The organism is Actinospica durhamensis (assembly GCF_018139695.1).
Classification (GTDB): Bacteria; Actinomycetota; Actinomycetes; order Streptomycetales; family Catenulisporaceae; genus Actinospica; species Actinospica durhamensis.
The window spans coordinates 1-21,870 of the sequence record NZ_JAGSOG010000142.1; the positions used below are offsets into that span (position 1 = coordinate 1).

General features: G+C 67.4%; 10 protein-coding genes and 2 pseudogenes. 7 read left to right on the forward strand and 5 right to left on the reverse strand.

Annotated elements, in window-relative coordinates:
• Positions 1 to 86 precede the first annotated feature (86 nt).
• Positions 87 to 3,101 carry a tetratricopeptide repeat protein gene (locus KDL01_RS24380; protein WP_212530916.1) on the reverse strand — a complete coding sequence of 1,005 codons (3,015 nt, stop codon included), beginning with the start codon at positions 3,099 to 3,101 and terminating at the stop codon, positions 87 to 89.
• Positions 3,102 to 3,466: 365 nt separating this feature from the next.
• Between KDL01_RS24380 and KDL01_RS24385 the strand changes: the two genes are divergently transcribed.
• Together KDL01_RS24385 and KDL01_RS46020 are read left to right on the forward strand one after the other, a co-directional pair.
• On the forward strand, positions 3,467 to 4,423 hold the full coding sequence (locus KDL01_RS24385) for a ParB/RepB/Spo0J family partition protein (protein ID WP_212530917.1): 957 nt from the start codon (positions 3,467 to 3,469) through the stop codon (positions 4,421 to 4,423).
• A 141-nt stretch (positions 4,424 to 4,564) separates the two neighbouring features.
• Positions 4,565 to 4,645, forward strand: a pseudogene (locus KDL01_RS46020) (DNA-binding response regulator); the annotation flags it as partial.
• Positions 4,646 to 5,017: 372 nt separating this feature from the next.
• On the opposite strand, the gene KDL01_RS44760 reads toward KDL01_RS46020, so the two are convergent.
• Together KDL01_RS44760 and KDL01_RS24395 are read right to left on the reverse strand one after the other, a co-directional pair.
• The gene (locus tag KDL01_RS44760) at positions 5,018 to 6,637 is read right to left on the reverse strand and encodes a PKD domain-containing protein (protein WP_212530918.1); all 1,620 of its coding nucleotides are present in this window, start codon (positions 6,635 to 6,637) and stop codon (positions 5,018 to 5,020) included.
• Positions 6,638 to 6,717: 80 nt separating this feature from the next.
• Positions 6,718 to 7,317, reverse strand: coding sequence for a type 1 periplasmic-binding domain-containing protein (locus tag KDL01_RS24395; RefSeq protein ID WP_212530919.1), 600 nt, complete (start codon positions 7,315 to 7,317; stop codon positions 6,718 to 6,720).
• A gap of 2,200 nt (positions 7,318 to 9,517) precedes the next feature.
• Here KDL01_RS24395 and KDL01_RS24400 point away from each other — a divergent pair.
• The 3 genes and pseudogenes from KDL01_RS24400 to KDL01_RS24405 all read left to right on the forward strand — a co-directional run.
• Positions 9,518 to 16,810 (forward strand): annotated as a pseudogene (locus tag KDL01_RS24400) (LamG-like jellyroll fold domain-containing protein); the annotation flags it as partial.
• 1,174 nt (positions 16,811 to 17,984) lie between these two features.
• Positions 17,985 to 18,587, forward strand: coding sequence for a Hint domain-containing protein (locus KDL01_RS46025; protein WP_368861638.1), 603 nt, complete (start codon positions 17,985 to 17,987; stop codon positions 18,585 to 18,587).
• A gap of 3 nt (positions 18,588 to 18,590) precedes the next feature.
• Positions 18,591 to 19,259, forward strand: coding sequence for a hypothetical protein (locus KDL01_RS24405; RefSeq protein ID WP_212530921.1), 669 nt, complete (start codon positions 18,591 to 18,593; stop codon positions 19,257 to 19,259).
• Between the two features lie 464 nt (positions 19,260 to 19,723).
• Here KDL01_RS24405 and KDL01_RS24410 read toward each other — a convergent pair whose 3' ends face one another.
• Positions 19,724 to 20,230, reverse strand: a complete 507-nt coding sequence (locus KDL01_RS24410; RefSeq protein ID WP_212530922.1) for a hypothetical protein — start codon at positions 20,228 to 20,230, stop codon at positions 19,724 to 19,726.
• Positions 20,231 to 20,346: 116 nt separating this feature from the next.
• On the opposite strand from KDL01_RS24410, the gene KDL01_RS24415 reads away from it, so the two are divergent.
• Positions 20,347 to 21,084: a hypothetical protein gene (locus KDL01_RS24415; RefSeq protein ID WP_212530923.1), complete on the forward strand. Its 738-nt coding sequence runs from the start codon at positions 20,347 to 20,349 to the stop codon at positions 21,082 to 21,084.
• 502 nt (positions 21,085 to 21,586) lie between these two features.
• Here the strand turns inward: KDL01_RS24415 and KDL01_RS46030 are convergent.
• Entirely contained in the window at positions 21,587 to 21,772 is a 186-nt protein-coding gene (locus tag KDL01_RS46030) for a hypothetical protein (RefSeq protein ID WP_368861639.1), read from the reverse strand.
• On the opposite strand from KDL01_RS46030, the gene KDL01_RS43730 reads away from it, so the two are divergent.
• A partial coding sequence (locus KDL01_RS43730) for a hypothetical protein (RefSeq protein ID WP_246576918.1) occupies positions 21,689 to 21,870 on the forward strand: 182 nt, incomplete at its 3' end. The genes KDL01_RS46030 and KDL01_RS43730 overlap by 84 nt on opposite strands.

The following is a 21,870-nucleotide window of genomic DNA, read 5'->3' on the forward strand; positions in this document are numbered from 1 at the left end:
GGGCGGTTTGGAGCCTCCCCCCGCAGGGGCGGCCCCGAAGGGCCAAACCTTCATCTCTCGTACAGCACCGCATCCAAGATGCTCATCTACCTACACGCTGAGATCCCTTCTGCGTTCGTGGCACACGTGGATCCAGGCTCAGTCGAGACTGTCAGAGAGGGACCTCGCGGTTGCGCGTTGGCGAGATCCGCGAGTCGCGGTGTGACCCGTTGAGCGTCATCGGTCATTCCGAGGCGCTCATACAGTTCCAGAGCTCGGCGAAGGTGCACAGTTCCCTGATCGATGTCTCCGGCGGCGAGGTGGTGGTCGCCGATACCTTCCCAGGAGATCGCTTCGTCGTCGAATTTGTGGAACTTCTGGTTCATAGCCTGGGCCTGCTGGTAGAGCGCGAGGGACCGGGGCTGATCGCCGGCCGAGGCGACGGCGGCGGCGTAGTGATTCATCGCCCACGCCACGTTCCCGTGCTCGCCGATCTCGCTGTAGATCTCCAAGGCTCGGGTGAGAGAGCATTCGGCGGCCGGGTGATCTCCGGTGAGGCTGTATACATGCCCTAGCGCGGTCAGGGCGTAGGCCTCGCCAGGTAGGCGCTTTATCGTGCGGAATATCTCCAGTGCACGTTCGAGGGCGTCGCGAGCCTCGGAGTGGTTACCGGTTTTCTTCCATACCTGCCCCAGTTCGGTCAGGATCGTCGCTTCGCCGTCTGGTTGGCTGAGCGTACGGTGCACCGCGAGGGCCTGGTTGAGGGCTTCCTCGGCCCCCGATAAGTCGCCGGTCACGGACCGCATCCGACCCAGGTCCGCGAGGCTGGCGGCTTCGCCCCTGCGCAAGCCGAGTGCATGGTAGGCCGCCTGCGCCCGGGTAAACGCGTCGATGGCTGCGGGAAAGTCCGCAACCACTGACAGTATGCGTCCCACGTTGTGCAGCGCGCTCGCTTCGCCCCTGCGGTCACCGACCAAGCGGCAGATCTCCAGCGCAGCGGTGAGAGCCTCTTGGGCCCCGCGGAAATCTCCGATCAGGGACCGGCTGTGTCCCAGCCGGGACAGAGCGCTGGCTTCGCCGCCCCGGTGGCCGAGCTCACGGTAGATCTCGAGTGCCAGGGTGAAGGCATCGACCGCGTTCTGCTGGCCTCCGGTCAAGGAGTGCACGCGCCCGAGGTCGTCGAGAGCACTGGCTTCACCGTGACGGTGGCCGATCGTGCGATAGATCTCCAGCGACTCGCCGAGGCTGTTCTCGGCCCTGGTGTAGTCCCCGGTGTTGCTCCACACGCGCCCCAGGCCAGTCAAGGCGATGGCCTCGCCGATGCGATGGCCGAGTGTCCGGAAGATCTCCAATGCCCGGGTGAGCGCTTCTTCTGCCCCCGGATAGTCCTCGGTCATGCATCTCATGCGACCGAGATCGGTCAGGGCGATGGCGTGAGCAGTGGGTTCGCCCAGGAGTTCGGCGGCGTCGGCGGCGCACTGGTGCACGTTCAGACCGCGGGTCCAGGGACCGTCGATATCCACGATGTCGGCTAGCGCCGCGGCCAGTGCGACGGTGTGGCTGTGAAGTCGACGGACGTGGGCGTACATGGCAGCGTCGTTCAGGTTGGTGTACTCAGCCCGCAGCCAGGCCAGGGCAGTCGCTGGATCACGCAGGTCGGGCGCATGCGTCGGTTCAGGTGTGTCCGGCTCGATCCGCGGTTGAACGGAGACGGAGCGAGAGAGGGATCGTGCGGTGTGGGCGTAGTAGCGCAGAAGGCGATCTAGAGCACATTCGCGTTCGTGTTCGGGATCCAGAGCCGCGGATTGGGCGTAGGCGTAACCACGGATCAGGTCGTGCATCCGATAGTGGTCCGGGGCCGGCTCGGTCAAAAGGTGGTGATCGACCAGGTCCTGCAGGAGCTGGTCGGCTCGGGCTGGATCGGTGACCAGGAGCGCGGCAGCGGCGTACCTGTCGATATCCGGTCCCGGGACCAGGCCCAAGCGCCGGAGCAGCAGGCGCTGCGGGTCGGTGAGGGTCTGATAGGAAAGGCCGAAGACCGTTGAGAGGTCTCGTTCTCCGTCGGTGAAGGAACGAAGCTCTGTACGCGCCGCGCGGAGCCTCACGGCCAGGTTGTCGAGCGTCCAGGCGGGGCGGTGCCGGATCAGAGCAGCGGCGATGCGAAGCGCCAGCGGCAGATTTCCGCACAGGTCCGCCAGTTCTTGCCAACCGGGATCCTCGGCTGGCGCGAGTGTGGGCTCAAGAATGGCTTGCAGTAGGGCGACCGCGTCCGTGTTCGACAGTACGTCTAGGGCAATGGTGTGAGCTTCGTCCAGGGATTTCAGGCGCTTTCTACTGGTGATCAGAACGAGACAGCCGCCGGCACCGGGAATCAGCAGCTTCACCTGTGTCTCAGTGGCGGCGTTGTCGAGCACGATCATGGTTCTTGTGCCGGCTAGGCGGTTGCGGTAGGCCGCCGCCCGGGCTTCCAGACCGGCGGGGATCTTGTCAGGAGCGACGTTGAGCGCGGTCAGCAGCGTGGCGAGAGCGTCAGCCGGCTCGCGTGGAGCCAGTCCTGGTGTGTGTCCGTGCAGGTCGAGGAACAACTGTCCGTCTGGATAACGGTCGGCCAACAGGTGGGCGGCACGTATGGCCAGCGCGGACTTGCCGACTCCCGCCATGCCGTCGATCGAGGTGATCACCACTGCGGGCGAAACGGCGCCCTCGGTTTCGTCGGAGCTGTTGAGCAACCTGTCGAGTTCCGTGGCTCGGCCGATGAACCTGCGCGTGTCCGCGGGCAGGTGGCGCGATGCCTTGGCAGGTTTGGCGAGCCCGGACTCGGCGTGGACTCGGTTGCATGCCGCACGCCATCGTGCAACGTCCGGTTCGGGCAGACCCAGCGCGCGCACGATCGCGACCACCAGATCCAAATCCAGCCGCCGCCGTTCTGGTTGGAACATGCTGGCCACCGTGCGATAGGGAACGTTGCGCGGCGGGTTCATGCGGGAGCCGACGGACTTGGCGAGTTGGCGGTAGGGCTGGTTCCCAGCCCAGACGCGAAGCCGCCCCAACTCCCGAACGAATTCCGCGAGATCCGCGGCGGCTTCAGGGTCTGGAGCGGTGTCGATGTGAGCATCCGCCATGTCAATCATCGTAGTCTGTTCGTTTCCGATTGCGCTAGGCGGTGGTGGTCCGCGGTGTGACCGAGTCCTTCCGCAGTCGTTTCTCTGGGCCGCCTCGTCGCTCGCCGTGCAGGGCAAGTACCGAAACCGTTGATGCCAGCTGCCATGAGTGGATGGCCAGGTGTGCAGGGTTGTGCAGGATTCGATGGCGCGAGCCGGTTTCTGAGCCAGACTGCTGAGCGGGCCGGAAGCGAGGCGTTCAGTCAAATCGACAGTACCTTGCCAGGCATTCGCGAGCTGGATACGGATGACGGTCGGCTTGTGGAGAGCAAAAGACAGGTTGCTGCGAAAGCAGGGCAAAGCCTAGTGCCGAGGGGAGAAACGGGATGTCTGACACCGAGTTGGATTTCAGTGGACTGCCGGTTTTGCAGGTGGCGATCGAATGCCTGCGGCGCGGCTTCGCGCTGCGCTTGGACGGTTGTAGCGACGAGAGCGTCGAAGTGCTTTCCGAGGTAGTGGGCGAGTTGCCGCCGATTCTGGTGCACCGAGGGTCGAAGAGGGTGATCGACGGGATGCACCGGCTGCTCGCGGCGCGTCGGCGCGGTCTCGCGACGATCGCGGTGCGCTATTTCGAAGGCACGCTTGCCGACGCTTTCGTGCTCGCGGTGCGCGCGAACGTGGCGCACGGGCTGCCGTTGCCGCTGCGGGATCGGCGTGTCGCGGCCGCGCGAATCCTGAGCAGCCATCCGCACTGGTCGAATCGGCGGGTCGCGACCGCGGCGGGGCTCTCGGACAAGACGGTGGCCGCGATCCGTGCCCGCATCGGTCCCGAGGACGCGACGCTCGGCGGCCGGCGGGTCGGGGCCGATGGCAGGGCCAGGCCTGTCGATGCCCGCGCGCGCAGGATGGAGGTGGAGCGCCTGCTGGGTGAGGACACGTCGGCCTCGTTGCGCCGCATCGCGGTACGTGCGGGCGTCTCACCGGAGACCGTTCGCACGGTGAAGGCTGGCTTGGCTGCGGCGCACCTCGAATCAGTCGCCGTGCGAAAGACGGAGCCCATCAGCCCCAGGCGGCCTCAGCACGATTCGCGGCAAGGATTGCACCGGCTCGCCGGCGACCCGGCCTTGCGATCGACCGACGCGGGTAGGCTGCTGCTGCGGCTGTTGAGCGCGTATCCGGTTCTCGCGAAGGAATCGGACAGGCTCGTCGATTCAGCCCCACAGTACGCGTTGGAGAATCTGCAGCATCTGGCACAGGCGCACGCCGACGCATGGCGTGGTGTAGCCGAGCGGGCCGCCATGCGCAGAAGCCTCAGTGACATGTCGGCAGTTCAGGCCAGATGATTGATTCCAAGGGGTCCTGGGCTGCGCGTTGAGGCGCTGAACAGCAAGAACGCGGCCTCGCGTTGCGGTTGTCGGCAGCTGGGGATGAGCATCAGCGGCGGGCGGTGAACCCCCCGTACTGGCTGGGAACACTGATGCCAGGTCCTGGGCAAGCTCGGGCTGCGGGATCGGACGCGGGCGGTGATCTATGCGTATGAGAGTGGGCTCGTCAGACCTGGGGCGATGAGGCTCGTTCGGGCGTCCGGTGTCGAGGTAGAGGTGACGGCCCGGAGTCAGTACACGTCGACCGAGCTCGTACCGTCTCGGCGTGGTTGAACGCATACACGGCCAAACTCGAGTATTGCGAATCCATTCCCGCGCGAGCCGTCGGGCAACGCTGTGCCGGTGACGATGGGGGCGAGCGCTTCCGAGGCGCCGGAGCTCTCGGCTGCGACGATGCCGCACACCGCGTCGCTGCGGCCCGGGCTCGGCTGACGCAGTCGAAGTGCCGGTGTCCAGGCGCGGACTCTCCGCGTCTGGACACCGGTTGGGCCTGATCCGATCCCCGGTCGGACTCGAGCCGTCACCGGGTGGCGAAGTCGCCGGGTGGTGACGTCACTGGGTGGTGAAGTACCCGAATTCGTCGACCAGCAGCTGAGTGCTGCCGCTGGTGGCGTCGTTGAAGAAGCTGGTACCGGTGCTGCCGGCGGTGGCTTGGACGAATTTGGCGATGGTCTCGCCGTTTCCGTAGTTGATATTGGATGCGGCGACGTCGAGGGGGTTGATGCTGCCGGTCGGGAACACGCAGAGGTTGCCGTTGGCGGTGGGCTGGGTGATCGTGGCGTTGAGGACGTACGCGGTGACCCCGTCGGCGGTGGTCAGGCCGGTGAGGTTGCGGTAGTCGCCGGCGATGACGGCTCCGCCCGCCGCGGAGCGGGTGTCGAGGATCCGGGTGATGGCCGCGGCGGGCACGTACACCGCACCACCGGCGCCGGTGGTGTAGTAGCCCTCGATGTCAGCGAACACGTCGGTGGTGCTGGCCTCGGTGCCGATGCTGGAGATGTCGATCTTGCCGTCGGCTCCGACCGGGACGACGGCGGGGTTGGAGTCGGTGTTCGCGCTGAAATAGTTGAGCACGTTGCCGGTGGGGGAGCCCGAGCCGTCTGGGAAGGCGGTCAGGACGCCGTTGCCGCTGGTGTCGGTGGTCGAGATGTTCAGTGCCACGGCAGTGATCGCGCTGGTCGGGAGAGTTTCGGTGGTGGTGGCTGTGCTCGAGGTGCTGGTGGTCGCGGTGGCCCCGGCGACGGTGAGCGTCAGGCTGTGGCCGTTGGCCAGCTTCGTCTTGGCCGTGTTGAGGCCGGTGCGTGTGTCGAGGATGCGTCCGGGCTGGATCGCGACGTAGCTGGAGCTTGAGCCGCTCGAGTAGTAGCCCTCGAGGTCGCCGATCAGGTCGGCGCTCGACCCGCTGTCGCCGCTCAGGGCGCAGTCGATCGCGCCGTCCGCGGGCACGGGGACGGTGATGAGGTTGTCGATGGTCTGATTGCCGCCGAAGTTGAGGTTGGAGACGCCGGGCTCGGTGGTGGCGTCGGGATAGCAGGTGACGGCGCCGTTCTCGACGGTGTCGACCGCGATCAGGCTGAGCACCACGCCGGTGGCGTCGGCGGGGATGCCGTCGACGCCCGTGATCGGGATGTGGACGGACGTGGTGGTGGTCAGTTTCGCCTTCGCGGCTCCGAGGCCGGAGCGGGTGTCGAGGATGCGCGTCGGCGCGACCGGCGTGAAGTCGCTGCCCGCGATCTCGATCGTGCTGTCCACAGTGGCGCTGTGGCCGGTCGAGTCGGTCACCGTGACGGCCACGGTGTACGTGCCGGGGCGCGCGTAACGATGCGCGGCCCGGCTGGAGTCGCCGGTCGCGGTTCGGCCGTCGCCGAAGGAGAAGCGGTAGCCGGTGACGTGCGCGCCGGGTACGGCGGTGCGTGAGGTCGAGGCGTCGAGGTCGATGCTCAGCCCCGAGCCTCGCGGGCTGACGGGGGTGAGCGCCGCGGTCAGGCCGTGCGAGCGCGCCGTGACGGTGGCGTGGGTGACCTGGGTGGACAGGGACGGCCTGCTGGCGACGTTCTCGTTCCCCGGATGCGACAGCGGCCGGGCGGCGGCTTGCGCGGCGCCGGGCGTGAGCAGGGCGGCGGCGAGCACGGAGGCGGTGAGGGCGGCTGCCCTCCGGGCGCGGACAGACACGGGTGCGGCTCCTGGTGTGTACGGATGTGGATGATGGTGGCCCTCGGCGGCGCCGAGGACGGTCTGGGCCCGTGAGCGGCTCAGGGCGAGGCCGTGCCCGCGCTGCGGCCGGCCGCGAGCACCAGCGCCTGCACGCGGCTCTGGGCGTCGGCGGCCGCCGTCAGGACGGTGACGTTCCCCGGAGCCCGGGTCGGCGGGTGCGGGGTGATGGCGAGCATGGGCAGACGTGGCCACGTGCGCGCGGCGGCCAAGACGCCGCTGGACGGAGTCTGGCCGGCCGCGATGATCATCGCGCAGCCGCGCAGGGCCAGAGTATCGACGTAGGTCTGCGCGTTCCCCGCCGTTTCCGGGCCCTGCATCGACAGGTAGCTGACCTGCGCGTGGGTCGCCGCCGCGGCGCGCTGCATGCCAGTCCAGGCTGCCGCGGCGCTACCTTCGAGCCCGCCGCGGTCGGTGAGCAGGCAGGCGTCGAACGCGGTGAACGTACGGGCGCGTGCGACGGGCGTGATCTCTCCCGGCCGGCCCGCCCCGCCAGGCCAGGCGAGGAGCGCGAGGGCGACGCCGAGCGCCGTGAGCACGCCGGCCGCGGCGAACAGCCCGTTGCGGGCGCGCCGGGAGATCGGCGCGCGTGCCGGGGTGGGCGGCGTTGTGCGCGCCCGGTTGCGGGGCGAGGTGGCCATGACGCGGATCCCCCAAATCAGTGCACCGCGATGCCGTGCATCAGGGCCAGGTTAAGGATCCGCGTCCGCGCACGTCCAGGCTGTCCTGGACAGCGGACTGGACGCTGGTCCGCTGATCTGAGTGCGTGTTAGACAGATGCGCCGCCCGCGTGCGCCGCGGGCTCCGAAACCCTGGGGGTGTATGCGCATGCTGTCGAAGTCTCGTGAGCGCCGGATCTGGAGTCGTCAGGCCCGCCGGATCGTGGCGAGCCTGACTTTCGCGCTGATGGTCGTCGCGATCGGCACCCAGTCGGCGACGGCCGCGCAGCTCACCCCGGGGCGGCTGCCCCTCGGCGGGGTGGAGCGGCTGGTCAAGGACCTGTTCGCGCCCGCGCCGGCGCCGGCGCCGAGACAGGAATACGGGCACGGGGTGGCGCCGGGCGGTACGAAGGCGCACGCAGGATCCGGCCGCGCGCCGGGAGTGGGCATCGGCCAGCAGCCCGCGGAGGCCGCAGAGACTCAGCGGGTCCATCCAGCGCGTTCCGGCTCGATCCGCCGCGGATTCGATCCGGCCACGAGCACGTTCCTGGCGGCGAAGTCGAGCGCGAAGACCTCCTGGTGGCGCAACGCGGACGGCACCGAGACGGAGAAGCTCTCGGCGGCGGCGGTGAACTACCGCACCGCCGCCGGAACCTGGGCACCGATCGACACCAGCCTGCTGGAGAATGGCGCGGCCGGGTGGCAGCAGAAGGCGAACAGCTTCGGGTTGATGCTGGCCGCGGACTCCGGCCAGGCGGCGAACGCGCCTCGTTACACGCCGGGAGCGCGGGCTTCGACCGGCTCGGCGACGAATTCGCCCGCCGAGCTCGTCGCGCTCAGCTTCGGCGCGGGCGAGGCATTCGGATGGAATCTGTCCGGGGCAGCGGACGTGACCGGCTCGGTCACGGGCTCGGTCGCGACCTACCGCGCGATCCTGCCGGAGACCGACCTCACCCTCATCAGCGAGAACTGGGGTGTGAAGGAGGAGCTCACCCTCGCCTCGGCGGCCGCCGCACACACCTGGACGTTCCCGCTCGCCGTCACCGGCCTGAGGCTGGGCCGCACGCAGGCCGGCCGGTGGCAGCTCACGAATACGTCGGGCGCCGTCGTCGCCGTCCTGCCCGCGCCCTTCGCCAACGACGCCGCCGGCGCCCGGACGCAGGCCGTGACGTACACGCTGAGCACGGTCGCGGGTGTCCAGCGGCTCACGATGACGCTGGATGCGGCATGGCTCGCGAGCTCCGCGCGGAAGTTCCCCGTCACCGTCGACCCGACGCTCTCGAATCCGGGAACCGAGACGTCGGCCTACATATCGGCGGCGAACCCGAGCTGGAACTCGAACACGGGCACGAGCACCGTGGCCGCGGACCCGGGCCACCTGGGTGTCGGGTACACCACCAGCCCCAGCCAGGACATTCAGCGCGCCTACATCAACTACCCGAGCGGCCTGGAGCAGACCGGGTATCACATCACCGCGGCGAGCCTGACGATGTTCATGACCTCAGGCTCCACGGCCGGCACCGACCCGTTCTCCGTCTACTCCTCGGCCTACCCGTGGTCGCCGACGACGCTCGACGCGGGCAACGCCCCCGGCAGCTATATCAGTGAGCTGGGTACCTACGGCGGCGGCGTGGTCAACACCGGGCCCTGCAACGGGGCCGGCGGGAACTGGATCGGTACGACGCTCAACGCCGCGGCGCTCTCCCAGTTCGCGGTGGGCACCTACAAATGGAACGGCGTGTTCCTGATCGCCGGCAGCGAGTCGAACACCGCCTACTACCGGATGTTCGATTCCGCGGACGTCGCCGCGTGCAGCCCGTACCTGTCACTCACCTACACGCCTGACGTGGCACCGACGCTCTCGACGATGTCGCCTGCCTCGGCCACGGCGGTCTCCACGCTGACGCCCGAGTTCACCGCGTCGGGCACGGACGCGGACGCGTGGCCGGACGCGTCGGTGCAGTACGAGTTCTACGTTTACTCGGCGAACGGCACGCCGCTGGCGCACTCGCAACTGCAGTCCTCGGGGGCCTGGTCGGTGCCGGCGCACACGCTGCGCTGGAGCAATACCTACCAGTGGGGAGTCTGCGTGTGGGACGGGTACGAGTGCGAAGACCCGGGCTCGCAGATACCGACGAACTGGTTCGCGACGACGGCGCCGGGTCCGATGCTCGGTCAGGCGATGTCGCAGTCCACCGACGGGCACGGCTTCGACGCCGAGTCGGGCGACTACACCGCGAGCGCCACGGACGCGGACGTGGCCGGTGTCGGGCCGTCGCTCGCGGTGGTGCGGGACTACAACTCGCTCAACGATTCGCACACGGGCGCGTTCGGCGCGGGCTGGTCCTCGCTGCTCGACGCGCAGGTGACCGAGGGGCTCAGTCCCTCCGGCGCACTCGGCACGGCCGAGGTGACCTACCCGGACGGGTCGCTGGTGGTGTTCGGGCTGAATGCGGACGGGTCCTACTCGCCGCCCCAGGGCCGCTACGCGACGCTCACGCCGATCACCTCGAGCGGCACCGTGGTGGGTTACACGCTCAGCGACAAAGACGGCACGAGCTACACGTTCGGGCACGTCATCACGGCCGGCACGCTGAATCAGGGGTCGAAGAGCGTGCCCGGCCGGTTCGGACTGACCGCGGTCACCGATCACGAGGGCGTGGCGCTGCAGGTGACCTGGCAACAGGTGAGCCTGAGCCGCCAGATCGAGGACTCCGGCGCGACAATCACGGTGACAGGCACCTTCACCGAGGTCGGGACGATCGCGAACGCGGTCACCGGGCGGTTGCTGTCCTTCAACTGGGTGTGGCCGAACATCAAGTCGGGTGAGGGCATCCCGGCCGACGAAGGCAGTTCGCAGCCGCACGTGGCCTCCGTCCTGACGAACGACGCCACCGCCAACACCCCCTCGACCGCGCAGCTGTGGACCTACGGCTACAGCGCGGACCGGCTGGCCACCGTCTGCGCACCGAGCGCGACCGCGTCCGCGCAGGCCTCGAGCACGTGTGCGACGTACACGTACCAGGACGGGTCGGTCTACCGGCAGGCAGTGCTCGACTCCGGCGCCTATCAGTTCTGGCCGATGTCGGACACCGCGGGCGGGAACACGGTGGGCACCTCGCTCGTGGCGGCGAACATCGGTGCCGGCGTCGCCGCTTATCAGAGCTTGAGCCCGGACTCCTCCACCACCAGCCCCGTCGGCCCGATGACCGCGATTGGCTCGGGCGAGACGGGCGCGGCGTTCAACGGCACCGACTCCTATATGACCCTGCCGTCGGGGATGGTGCTCAACTCCACGTACATCTCGGCCGGGTTGTGGTTCAAGACCACCAAGTCCGGGCCTCTGCTGTGCGAGCAGAACATCGCCATCACGGGGACCTCCACACAACAGGCCTGCCCGCTCTACATCGGCACGGACGGCAAGTTGCGGGCGGAGTGGTACATCGGTTCGACCAACCCGATCACGACGAGTTCCGCGGTCAACGACGGAACCTGGCACTTCGCGCTGCTCTCCGGCGAGGGCACGAGCCAGACGCTCTACCTGGACGGCGCGCCCGTGGGCACACTTTCCGGGACCATCAACAACCTTGCGATGCAGTACGAGTACGTCGGCGCGGGCTACAACGGCGCCAACTGGCCGGCCACGCCGAGCGCGCAGGGCAACTGGTTCTTCACCGGTTCGATCGCGGACCTCGCCGTGTACCGGGACGGCGTGCCCGCGACCGAGGTCGCCTCGCTGTACTCGGCCGCCACGACCCCGGCGCAGGAGCTGACTCAGGTCAACCGGCCCGACGCGCAGGCGGCGGGCACGCAGACGACCGAGCAGCCGGCGGCGGTGATCAAGTACGACACGGTCACCGGCCGGGTCAAGCAGGTCACCGATGCGAACGGCGGCACCTATCTGGTCTCGGCACCGGCCGTCACCGGCTCCGGGCAGGTCTTCCGGGAAGCCGTGCTGGCCGACGCGCCCTCGTCCTACTACCGGCTCGAGGACACGAGCGGAAGCTATCCGGCGGACGAGGTGAACGCGGACGCCTGGACGAACCCGCCCATCGCCGCCGCCTACAACAACGTCGGCCTCGGCGCCGATCCCAGCCCGTTCAACCTCCAACCGGACGCAGACGGCACCACCGCGGCCAAATTCACCGCGTCACAGGGCTCCTACATACAGCTGCCCCAGAACGCCGGCACCACGGTGCCGCAGAGCATCGGCATGTGGTTCCTCACCAGTACCGCCGGGCCGTTGTACTGCATGCAGAACACCGGAGCCGGCACGACCCCGGGCTTCGCCGACTGCCCGCTGTACGTCGGTGCGAACGGGCGCCTGTACGGCGGCTGGTACATGGGCTCGACCGGGTACGTCGAATCCGCCCAACCGGTCGACGACGGCAAGTGGCACTACGTCGTGCTCTCGGCGGCCGCCACGAGCCAGTCGATGTACCTCGACGGCTCGCTCGTCGGCAGCGAGACGGGCACCTTCAACAACGAGGGCCAGGCGAACTCGTTCATCGGCTATGGATACGCCTCGGGCGCCTGGCCCGAGACGACGGTGCGCGGCGGCTACTGGAACTTCACCGGCGACGTCTCCGACGTCGCGCTCTTCCCCAGCGCGCTGAGCCAGGACCAGGTCTCCACGCTCTGGCAGGCCTACCACAACGCGGTCGGCTCGATCTCCCCGCTCGAGACCGTGACCGTCACCGACCCCGCCAACACCCTGACCGGCAGCTCCGGCACGGAGACCTACGCCTTCGACCCGCTGCACGACGGGCGCCAGGTGAGCTACACCGACCCGGAAGGCGACCGCACCACCTACGGCTACGACATCAACGGCTTTGCCTCCACCACGGTCGACGCGAACGGCGATGAGACGATCACCGGCCGCGATGCACGCGGGAACGCGGTGTCCACCACGACCTGCCAGAACCAGGCCGCGAACGCGTGCCAGACCTCGTACGCCGCGTTCTACTGGAGCGCGCACAGTGAGCCCGCGAACACCGCGGACGTGGACGCGGACCTGGTGGTGACCTCGAGCGACGCACGCTCGTCCTCCCCGAGCGACACCACGTACCGGACTACCTACGGCTACGACGCCAGCGGCAACGCCACCACCGTGACGCCGCCGGCCAGCCCCTCGACGACCAGCGTCTACACCAACGCGACCATGACTTTCCCGGCCTGCGTGCCCGGAAGTCCGGGCACGCTCTCGACCACACAGCACGCACCGGCCGGCCTTTTGGCGAGCACGACGAAGAACACCGGCGCCGCGCCGCTGCCGGTCACCTCGTACTTCTACTACCCGAACGGTGACAGTTGCGAGACCGTCAACGCCGACGGGCTCGAGACCCTCTACAGCTACGACGGCCTCGGACGGGTCCTGGCCAAGACCGTCACCGGTTCGGCGAACGTGCCCGCGCCGCTGGTGCAGTACGGCGCATCGCTCACCACCGACTATGCCTACGACGGCGATGGCCGGGTGGTCCAGTCCGTCGCGCCCGCCACCACCGACCGCGTCACCGGCGTCACCCACACCGCCGTCACCACGGATGCCTACGACGCCGACGGCAACCTGCTCTCGAGCACCGTCGCGGACTCCACCGGCGGGGACTACTCGCGCACCACCACCTACACCTACAACGGTGACGACCAGAAGGTCGGCGAGACCTCGCCGGACGGAAACCCGTCGAGCAGCACCACGGCTGGGGTGACCACGACCATCCCCGCGGACACCACGCAGAACCACACCACGACGTACACCTACGACGCGTTCGGCAACGTCGAGACGCAGACGGATCCGCAGGGCCGGGCAACGAGGTACCTCTACGACGCGAACGACCGGGCCGCCGTCACCGAGGAACTGAACACCAACCCGGACGGGACCGTCAGCACCACCGGAGCCTGGCTGACCCTGGACCGGCGCTGGTACGACCCGGCCGGCCGGCTCGCGGAGGAGTCCGACGGCGACTACAACGCCGCGAGCCCGGCGGCGGACGCGAACGCGAGCTATGCCACCTGTTACCTCTATTACGACGACGACGAGACCTACGCCGTCATCCGCATCGCCACGGACCAGAGCACCATCTGCCCGGGGACGGCCAGCGCCGCCGCCGCGGACCAAGCCGCCGGCAAGGCGATGATCACGACTCTGAACTGGTACGACAATGCCGGCGACCTGACCCAGACGGTGTCCGATGACGAAACCGTCACGGACTTCACCTACGACGCCGCCGGACGTCAGATCACCACGACCCTCGACCCGGCCACGCCCAGCTCGCCGACCGCGGTGGTCACGACGGGCCTTGACAGAATCAATACCCTGGCTTACGGTGCCGACGGATACGTCAGCGAGTCCAAGACCGCTGGCCCCGGCGCCTCGGGCACCGTGGTCGAGGACGAGACCTACACCTACAGCCCGATGGGGGAGCAGCTGACCCAGAGCGTGGCCGACGGATCGAGCACGCTCACCACTACCACGACACGCGACGAGCGGGGGCTGCCGACATCGCAGACCTCGCCGAACGGCGCCTCCGGAGACGCGGCCGCCTCCACCACCTACTTCATCTACGACGAGGCCGGCCGCCTGGTCGCGACGCAGTCCCCGAAGATCACCTCGACGACCTTCGACGTCGCCACGATGTCGCCCACCGAAGTGAGTGCGTACGCGATCACCACGACGGGCTACGACACCTTCGGCGACGAAGTCGAGTACGAAGGCGCCGACTCGCCGAACGCGGGCCTGGCCGGGACCAAGAACGCGACCGCGGACTCGACCGTGTCGAGCTACGACGCGGACGGGAACCGGACCTCTGCCACCGAACCCGAGTACACCGCCCCCGGGGCGACGAGCGCGACGCTCGCGGAATCGGTGACGAAGTACGACGGGGCGGACGAGCCGATCGAGACCGTCGATCCGGTCGCGTACGACTCCTACCTCGCCTCCGGCTCCACCGCCTTCACGGCGGGACTCGTCAGCCAGGTCGCCTACGATCAGTTCGGCAAGGCCTCGAGCAGCACGTCGACGGACTACACCGCAGGGACCACCGCTTCGGCCTCGTACACGTACGACCGGGCTGGGCGCGAGCTCGCCGTCACCGATCCGCTCGGCGTCCAGGCGCAACAGACCTACGACTTCCTCGGCCGGGTGGCGACCAGCACCCGCATCGAACGCGATCCGACCGACGGACAGAGCGTGGGCGTCGCCTACACCACGGACTACACCTACGGCGCGGGCGGCTGGCTCAGCGAGGTGCAGAGCCCTGACGCCGTGCTCGGCGCCCACGCGGGCGCCACCGCGGCCGACGGCGGTGGCACCACCGAGACGTACGCCTACGACGTGCTCGGCGAGAAGATCGCGGTCACGGAAGGCACCGGCGCCGCGGCCAGCACGACCGGCTACACCTACGACGCGGCAGGGCGCGTGGTCAAGACGACGAAGCCCGACGGTTCGTACACCACCAGCGCGTATGACGAAGCCGGTCGCCAGATCGGCACGGCCGCCTACGACAAGCTCGGCACCGAGCAGACCTGGACCCAGGACGTCTACGACGACGACGGGAACCTGATCTGCGCGGAGGGCCCGCTACCCGGGACCTCCGTGGCCGCCCTGCCCGGGCCGCCGTCGGCCACCGGCTCCGCAGCGGTGACCCCGGCGAACTACACCAGTACCTGCGTGGCGAACTCCTCCTACGCCTTCACCCAGTACCAGTACGACCCGACCGGCCTGCTCACCGCCGAGATCCAGCCCGTCAACAGCACCCCGGCCGACTCGGTCGGCGACGCCTACGGCTACGACGCCGTCGGGAACGAGACCGCGTTCGCCGACGGCGACAGCGTCGACCCCGGCAACGGCGAGGGCAAGATCGGCGACGTTGGCCACACGGACTACACCACCTACAACGCCTGGCAGCTGCCCGAGACCGCCGTCGAGCCCGCGGCGTCATCGAACACGTACACCTCGGCGGCGGACCGCGAGACCACCAAGGCCTACACCGCGGACGGCCAGATCGCGACCGTGACCGAGCCGGGCGGCGTCACGCAGACCGACGGCTACGACGGCTACGGCGACCTGACCACCGAGAGCGGCACAGGCGCCGGCGCACCCACGGCGACCCGGTCGTTCAGCTACGACCTCGACGGACGGGTGACCTCCGCCGCGACCTCCAACACACTCACCGCGAGCAGCAGCCCGAGCGCCAGCTCCACCGCCACCACCGGAACCGCCGGGCCGGGGACCAACGCCACCGCCGAGACCTTCGGCTACGACGACCGGGGCGACCTGACGTCCGTCACCGGGAGCGCCGGCACCAGCGACCTCGCCTACAACGGCGACAGCCTCGAGGTCTCCGCGAGCAACGGGACCGGCGCCACGACGCAGACCACCGGTTACACCTACGACACCGCGGACCGGCTCTCCACCCTCGCCGACCCGACGACCGGAACCACGCTCACCTACGGGTACAACCCCGCCTCCGACACGGGCACCATCACCTACGGAACCGGCGGCGACGTGCGCACACTGCACTACAACGCAGTCGGCGAACCGACCTCCGACACCCTCGCCACCTCGTCTGGCACCACAGTCGCGGCCCTGACATACGGATGGGACGCCACCGGAGACCTCACCGGCAAGACGGACTCCTCGGGAACCGCCAACACCTACACCTACGACCAAGCCGCTCGGCTGACGAGTTGGTCCACCCCGACCACGTCCACGGCGTACTCCTACGACGCGGACTCGAACCGAACCTGCATCACCACGACGTCCGTGGCGACCGGCAAGGCCACGAGCGCTGAAACACTCACGTATGACGCGCGCGACGAAGTAACCGGTGTCACCGACTCGGTCAACACCTCCTCAAGCGCGTACACATACACGGCGCAGGGCACTGTGTCGCAGATCGCCACGGTCAGCTCGACCGGAGCGACCTCCACCAGTTCGCTCGCCTCGGACGCGTACGGCCAGCAGGTCAGCGCCGGAACGGCTGGATACACGTACGACGCGTTGGGACGTCTGCTCGGCGAGACCGCTGGCACGACAGGGTCGACCACTCTGCAATACAGCGGCACGGGCAACGACGTGTCCTACGACGGGGCGAACTCCTACAGCCGCGACCCTAACGGCGACCTGATCGGCACCGCGGACGCCGCCACCGGCACGAGCGCGCTGCTGTGGACCGACGCGCACACCGACGTGGTCGGCGCGTTCACCGCGAGCGGTGGCAGCCTGGCCGGAACCGAGACCTACAACCCCCTCGGCGAGGTGCTGACCGATACCGGCGCCACCACCGGGGTGACCCTCGGCTACCAGTCGGAGTACACCGACAGCGCGACCGGCCACGTGAACATGGCAGCACGCTGGTACAACCCGTCCACCGGCCAGTTCCTCGCTGCCGATACGGCCGCGAACTCGGCCGCCCCGGACACCGCCAACGCCAACCCCTTCGCCTACGGCGACGACAACCCCTTGGTGAACACCGACCCCACCGGCCACTGGTCTCTCGGCGGGTTCATCAGCGACCTGTTCAACTTCAACGTCGCCAAGGTCGAGGCCGGCGTCACGTTGCACGGGCTGAAGGAATTCGGAATCGGCGTCGGCGACGGACTGCAGAGCTGGTTCGAGGCCACCGAACATCCGACTCCTGAGACGCACAAGAACCTGATCTCGGGGATCAAGCACGATCTGAAGGCCGCCGGCAACAGCCTGATGAACTTCTCCCAGTCGAAGAACCCGATCGATCTAGGTAAGGGCGTCATCGACCTGATCGACATCGTCGTCCCCGTCAAACAGACCTACAAGGCGCTCAAAGCCACCTACCAGGACCTTAAGAGCGGCAACTTGACCAAGGCCGGCTCGGACTTCTTCAACCTCGCCCTCGGCACGGCCGCCGTCGCCACAGCGGCCTTGCCCATCGTGAAGATCGTCCTGCCGCCGGACATGCTCGCCACCAGCGCTCTCGACACCGTCGACTCCAGCGCGGTGGTAGACGGACCGGCGCCGGCAGCCGACACCGTGCCGGTCGACGACGCGGACCCGGTCGCGGCGAGCGCCCTGGCCGACACGGCCCTGGAGAACGCCGCGCAGTCGGCGGGCGCGGGCGTGGGCGAAGGTGCCGACGCCGGGAGCAGCGCGGGCGCCACCGACGCGAACGGAGACCTCCCGGCGCCGAAGGACGACGGCGATCCGGCCGACCCGGCACCGTCGAGCAGCCTCAAGAACAAGTTCGTCAACGCGGTGAAGAACGCGGTGCAGTGCGTCACGCACAGCTTCACCGGCGAAACCGGCGTGCTCATGGCCGACGGCACCAGCAAGCCGATCGACCAGCTCCACGTCGGCGACCTCGTCGCCAACTCCGCCGCAGGCAAGCCAGGCCTGCAGACCCACAAGGTCGACGCCGTCATCGTCACCCACACCGACCACGACTACGTCGCCGTAACCGTCAAGCCCGTCACCAAGCCCGGTTCCGTTCGGGCCGCCTCCAAGCTCACCAAGACCCTCGCCGCAACGGCCATGGCCGCCACCGCGGCCATGGCGCCCGCAACGGCGCCGCCCCCCGCACCCCGAACCCGCGTCCGCAGTCACGTCCGCAGCCGCGCCCGCAATCATCACCACCACATTCACCCACCCCTTCTACGACGAGTCCCAAGGCGCCTTCATCCAGGCGCAGAACCTCAAGCCCGGCGACCTCCTGCAAAGCCCCGCCGGCCCCGCCCAGATCACCGGCATCCGGCTCTTTCACGCGGACGGCACCACCTACGACCTGACCATCGGTGCCCTGCACACGTTCTACGTCGTAGCCGGGTCCACACCGGTTCTCGTCCATAACTGCGATCTCGCATTAGGATGGCGCACCAAGGGCACCAGCAAGTGGGCGAGTGATAATGGGTTCAAAGATTACATCAATGCGCCAAACGATGGATGGCGAACTCCCGTCGAGCGTCAGATCGGCGACCCTAACGTCAAGCTCCATGTCAACATGACTGGCTGGACAACGGACTTCGAAGGCGCGGTGAGAAATGGACTAACTGAAGCAGGAGGTTTGGCTACGGAGACTGAAATGGGCTGGATCGCGAGGGCGGTGTCCAAGGGACAGCGCACTTGGGACTCTGTAAACTTCTATAGAGCCGATGCGAATGGCGATATTGTGCCAATTGTCAGACCGACTGAGCCAGTTTGGTCAGATTTTGGCAAGCTTGCCCCTGTGGATAGTAAGTTCACGATGTGTATGTGTGATGGCGCAGTTGATTGGGGTGAGTAGGGTATGTCTTCCGGGGAAATGGGTAGTTTGCAGCGTCTTTACCCTGAGGTTGATTTCGCGGGCGGCCCAGCTGCTTCGGTCGAGCGCCTTGCGCGTAACCAAGGCTTGGCGTTCGACGGGCTTGCCAACTGCGTTGGAGGAGTGAAGCTAACGACAGCCCGCGGGTTCGCCACAATTCTTCTGGGAGCGGAGCGAAGGATCTTCCTTGTCGGGATCTATGAGTCTGGGATCGAGTGGGCTACGGGCTCGACGACCAATCTAGACGGTGCCCTCGCGGCTGTCGCAGCGTGGCGAGAAGGTGCAAATATTGGGCGCTTTACATCCGATCACCCGTTCATGATTCCCGGTGAATTGGCCAATGCGCATGAACGGGGCAACGTGGCGGAAGCTCAGTGGGAGAATTTGCTGGGCTCTGGATACCCATCTAGCTGCCTGCCTCTGCTTGCTAAGTTGCATAATTACGAGGCGCTACGAGGGCTGTTTCCCGAGATTAGTTACGGGGAGATTCGCTTCAAGGTTCACCCGGCACAGCATGGGCGTGGAGTTATTTTCGTTCAGGAAAAAGGTGCGGAGTATCGCTTGCGAGAAGTTGGTGCGGAGTCGAAGGAGTATCGTGTGGGCAGCCTCGGCGAGGTTGTCAATCGAATTAGGCTGTATATGGGTCTTGGCTGACTGACCTTGGCGTTAGCCCCAATCCTTTGCGATGGTATTAATCGTGTAAATCGGGCAAGGGGCCAATGGTGTGCGCTCCTGTCGCCGTCAGCGCAGCCGTCAGAGGGTTCTGATTTTCTACACGGGTCGCGAGCCACGGGGTGCGATACTAGCTGGTCAGCGGCCTGCGTCTGCCGCGGCGCGGCCGTCAATTGGTTGACGTTGTGTCAGCTCGGCCCGGTGGCGTCATCTGGTTTAGGGCGCGGCTTCCGCTGCCACGGTTCGGGCGTGCCGGTTGCTCATCTGGGAGGTAGTTGCGGCCGGGGGCTGGGGCCGGTCGCGCGGTGGCGGAGACAAGGAGCGAAGACCGGCCCGTGCACGCGGTCGCCACAGCCGGCCTACGGAGCGGGCTGGCTGTGCTTGATTCTTGTGGGGGAATTTTCGACCAGGGGTTGATGATGCTCTGCAGGTCGGCGGTGTGCCGGTCAGTTCTCGCCGGTGTCGGGTTCGTCGGCCTGTCGGTCGGTGGATTCGGCCTGCTCGCCTTGGCGGGCTTCGCGCCTGCGGGCCTGTTCCTCACGCTTGCGGTAGATCTCGTCGATCTCCTCGTCGGTGAGATCGGGGTCGCCGAAGACGGTCCACTTGTAGGCGGAGGTGCCGGGGGATCTTGAGGGATTTGGGCGGGACCCCAGACCGTGGCCGGCGAACTGTCGCATGACGTAGAGGTGGGTGACGGCCATGGCGGGGCTGAGCTCGATGTAGACCTTCTCCAGGTCGGCGTCGATGCGGGCGAGGACGGCTTCGACCTCGTTTAGGGCGGCATCGAGCTTGGCCTGGTACCCCGCGTAGATCGCTTGGTACTGCTCCTCGTTGGTGATCTCGACGGGGCCGGTCGTCATCCGTTCCCGGGCCTGTTGCTGCATGCGTTCTTTGGCTTTGGGGTGGATAAAGGTGTCCTTGCCCTTGACGCTGTAGAGGATGCCGTCGCGCACGCGCGGAACAATGCAGGCTCCTGAGCATTGATGCACAATCAGTACCATGCGTTGCTGCGATAGTGGCAACGCAAGGCAGATAAATGACCCGCTGAGCAATAGGCTGGGGAGATCGTATGGAGTTCGAGGTTCTCCTGCGTCGGCTGACGGATCGGCGTGGCTGGAACGCCGTGGCGGTAGCGAGAGAGACGGGCGGCGACGTTGCAGCACCGGAGTCGTTGCGGCACCTTGCTCCAGTGCTGGGCTGGCACGCAGCCGACTTGTTCGTGCTGGCCGGACAGGACCTGCCCGCCGATCTCGCCCCAACGGATCCCAAAGCCGATCCGGGCCTGATCGCCTGGGATTATGTCGCCATGCCGCTGGCCCGGCCGACCCTTCTCGCTGCAGCCCGAGCCATGCCTCAACTGCCACTCGTAGGGCTGCTGCCCCCGCCGCTTCGTCCCTTCCCTGAAGACAAGACAAGTGCGATCATTGGTCGCTTGTTGCATTACCGAAATTTCAAGGGCACGTCGCCCGCTCAGTTGCTGCTCTACTCGGGGGGCCCATACCTGTCGAGGCCCACGGTTAACCAGATCGCCCTCGGAGGCAAGGCGCTCGACCCGCAACTCGTCAGCGGGTTCGCGTACTTTCTTGGCATACCCGTCGGTGATCTTGCCGTGCTGTGTGACGTCGCCGTGACCGAGAACATCTCTGCACCCGCGTACGCTGATGGCCTCGCCGAACTGATGTGGGAAGGTCGGCGGTTGACCTTCCAGCAGATTCGAGAACTGGTTGAGCTAGGCCACGATCTACGTCATCGCTTCGACGTCGAACTTGACGAGAGCGTCCGCTGCCATTGCGGCCGCGGCCGATAACGGTTGCTACGAGCTCCCCACAAGTCTTTGATCATGGTCGGGCGTCAGAGCGCGCGGGTCGAACGGCTCGTCCGTCAGGCAGTCAGGGCCCGTCGACCAGCCATGAGGTTCAGGCGGTGGCGACGAAGCGGGCAAGCACGTCCTTGTGGGTGTCGAGCCGAAGGGTTTTGGCGAGGCGTTCCTCATAGTAGGGCTCCGTCGGCGTTTCTCGGTGTCGCCCAGCGGATTTTCCGCTGTTTCATCGGCTGCTTTGACGGCAGTGGATTCCCTGTGACTCGTACTGATTTGCCGGTCTCATCCGTTTGACCGACGCATGGTCATCAGTGTGTTTCCGTCAGGTTCACCTTCACAGGGCATTGATGATTTGAGTGCGTTGCCATCAGAGCGCAGACCGGTGAAGTCCGCGGTGCGTGGCCTGATCACGTCTGTAGGCACGCGAAAGCCCCGGCCTGATTTGCACAGCATCAAGCCGGGGCGTGGAGGGGCGTTGCCGTCAGTGCAGCTATGGTTCTCTGCGGAGTGCGTGGTCGGGTGCGGTGAGGGCGGTGCGTTGGGTGGCGGGGCGGATTTCGCTGTAGATGTCTGCGGTGGTGCCCAGGTGGGCGTGGCCAAGCACGCCGGAGATGACGTGGAGTTCGGTGCCTTCCTCGCGGAGGAGGGTGGCGGTGGTGTGTTTGAGGTGGTGGATGTGGAAGTGGGGGAGTCCAGCAACGGTGCGGAAGCGGTCGAAGATGGAGGGCAGCCTGTGGGACCGAGGGGTTTACCGTTGTGGCGGTGGCGGTGGCG

Bases quoted from the DNA above. Each gene is read 5' to 3' on its own strand.
- KDL01_RS24385 (WP_212530917.1), top strand. From the start codon at position 3,467: ATGTCTGACACCGAGTTGGATTTCAGTGGACTGCCGGTTTTGCAGGTG.
- KDL01_RS24395 (WP_212530919.1), bottom strand. From the start codon at position 7,317: ATGGCCACCTCGCCCCGCAACCGGGCGCGCACAACGCCGCCCACCCCG.
- KDL01_RS24415 (WP_212530923.1), top strand. From the start codon at position 20,347: ATGGAGTTCGAGGTTCTCCTGCGTCGGCTGACGGATCGGCGTGGCTGG.
- KDL01_RS24380 (WP_212530916.1), bottom strand. From the start codon at position 3,101: ATGGCGGATGCTCACATCGACACCGCTCCAGACCCTGAAGCCGCCGCG.
- KDL01_RS24405 (WP_212530921.1), top strand. From the start codon at position 18,591: ATGTCTTCCGGGGAAATGGGTAGTTTGCAGCGTCTTTACCCTGAGGTT.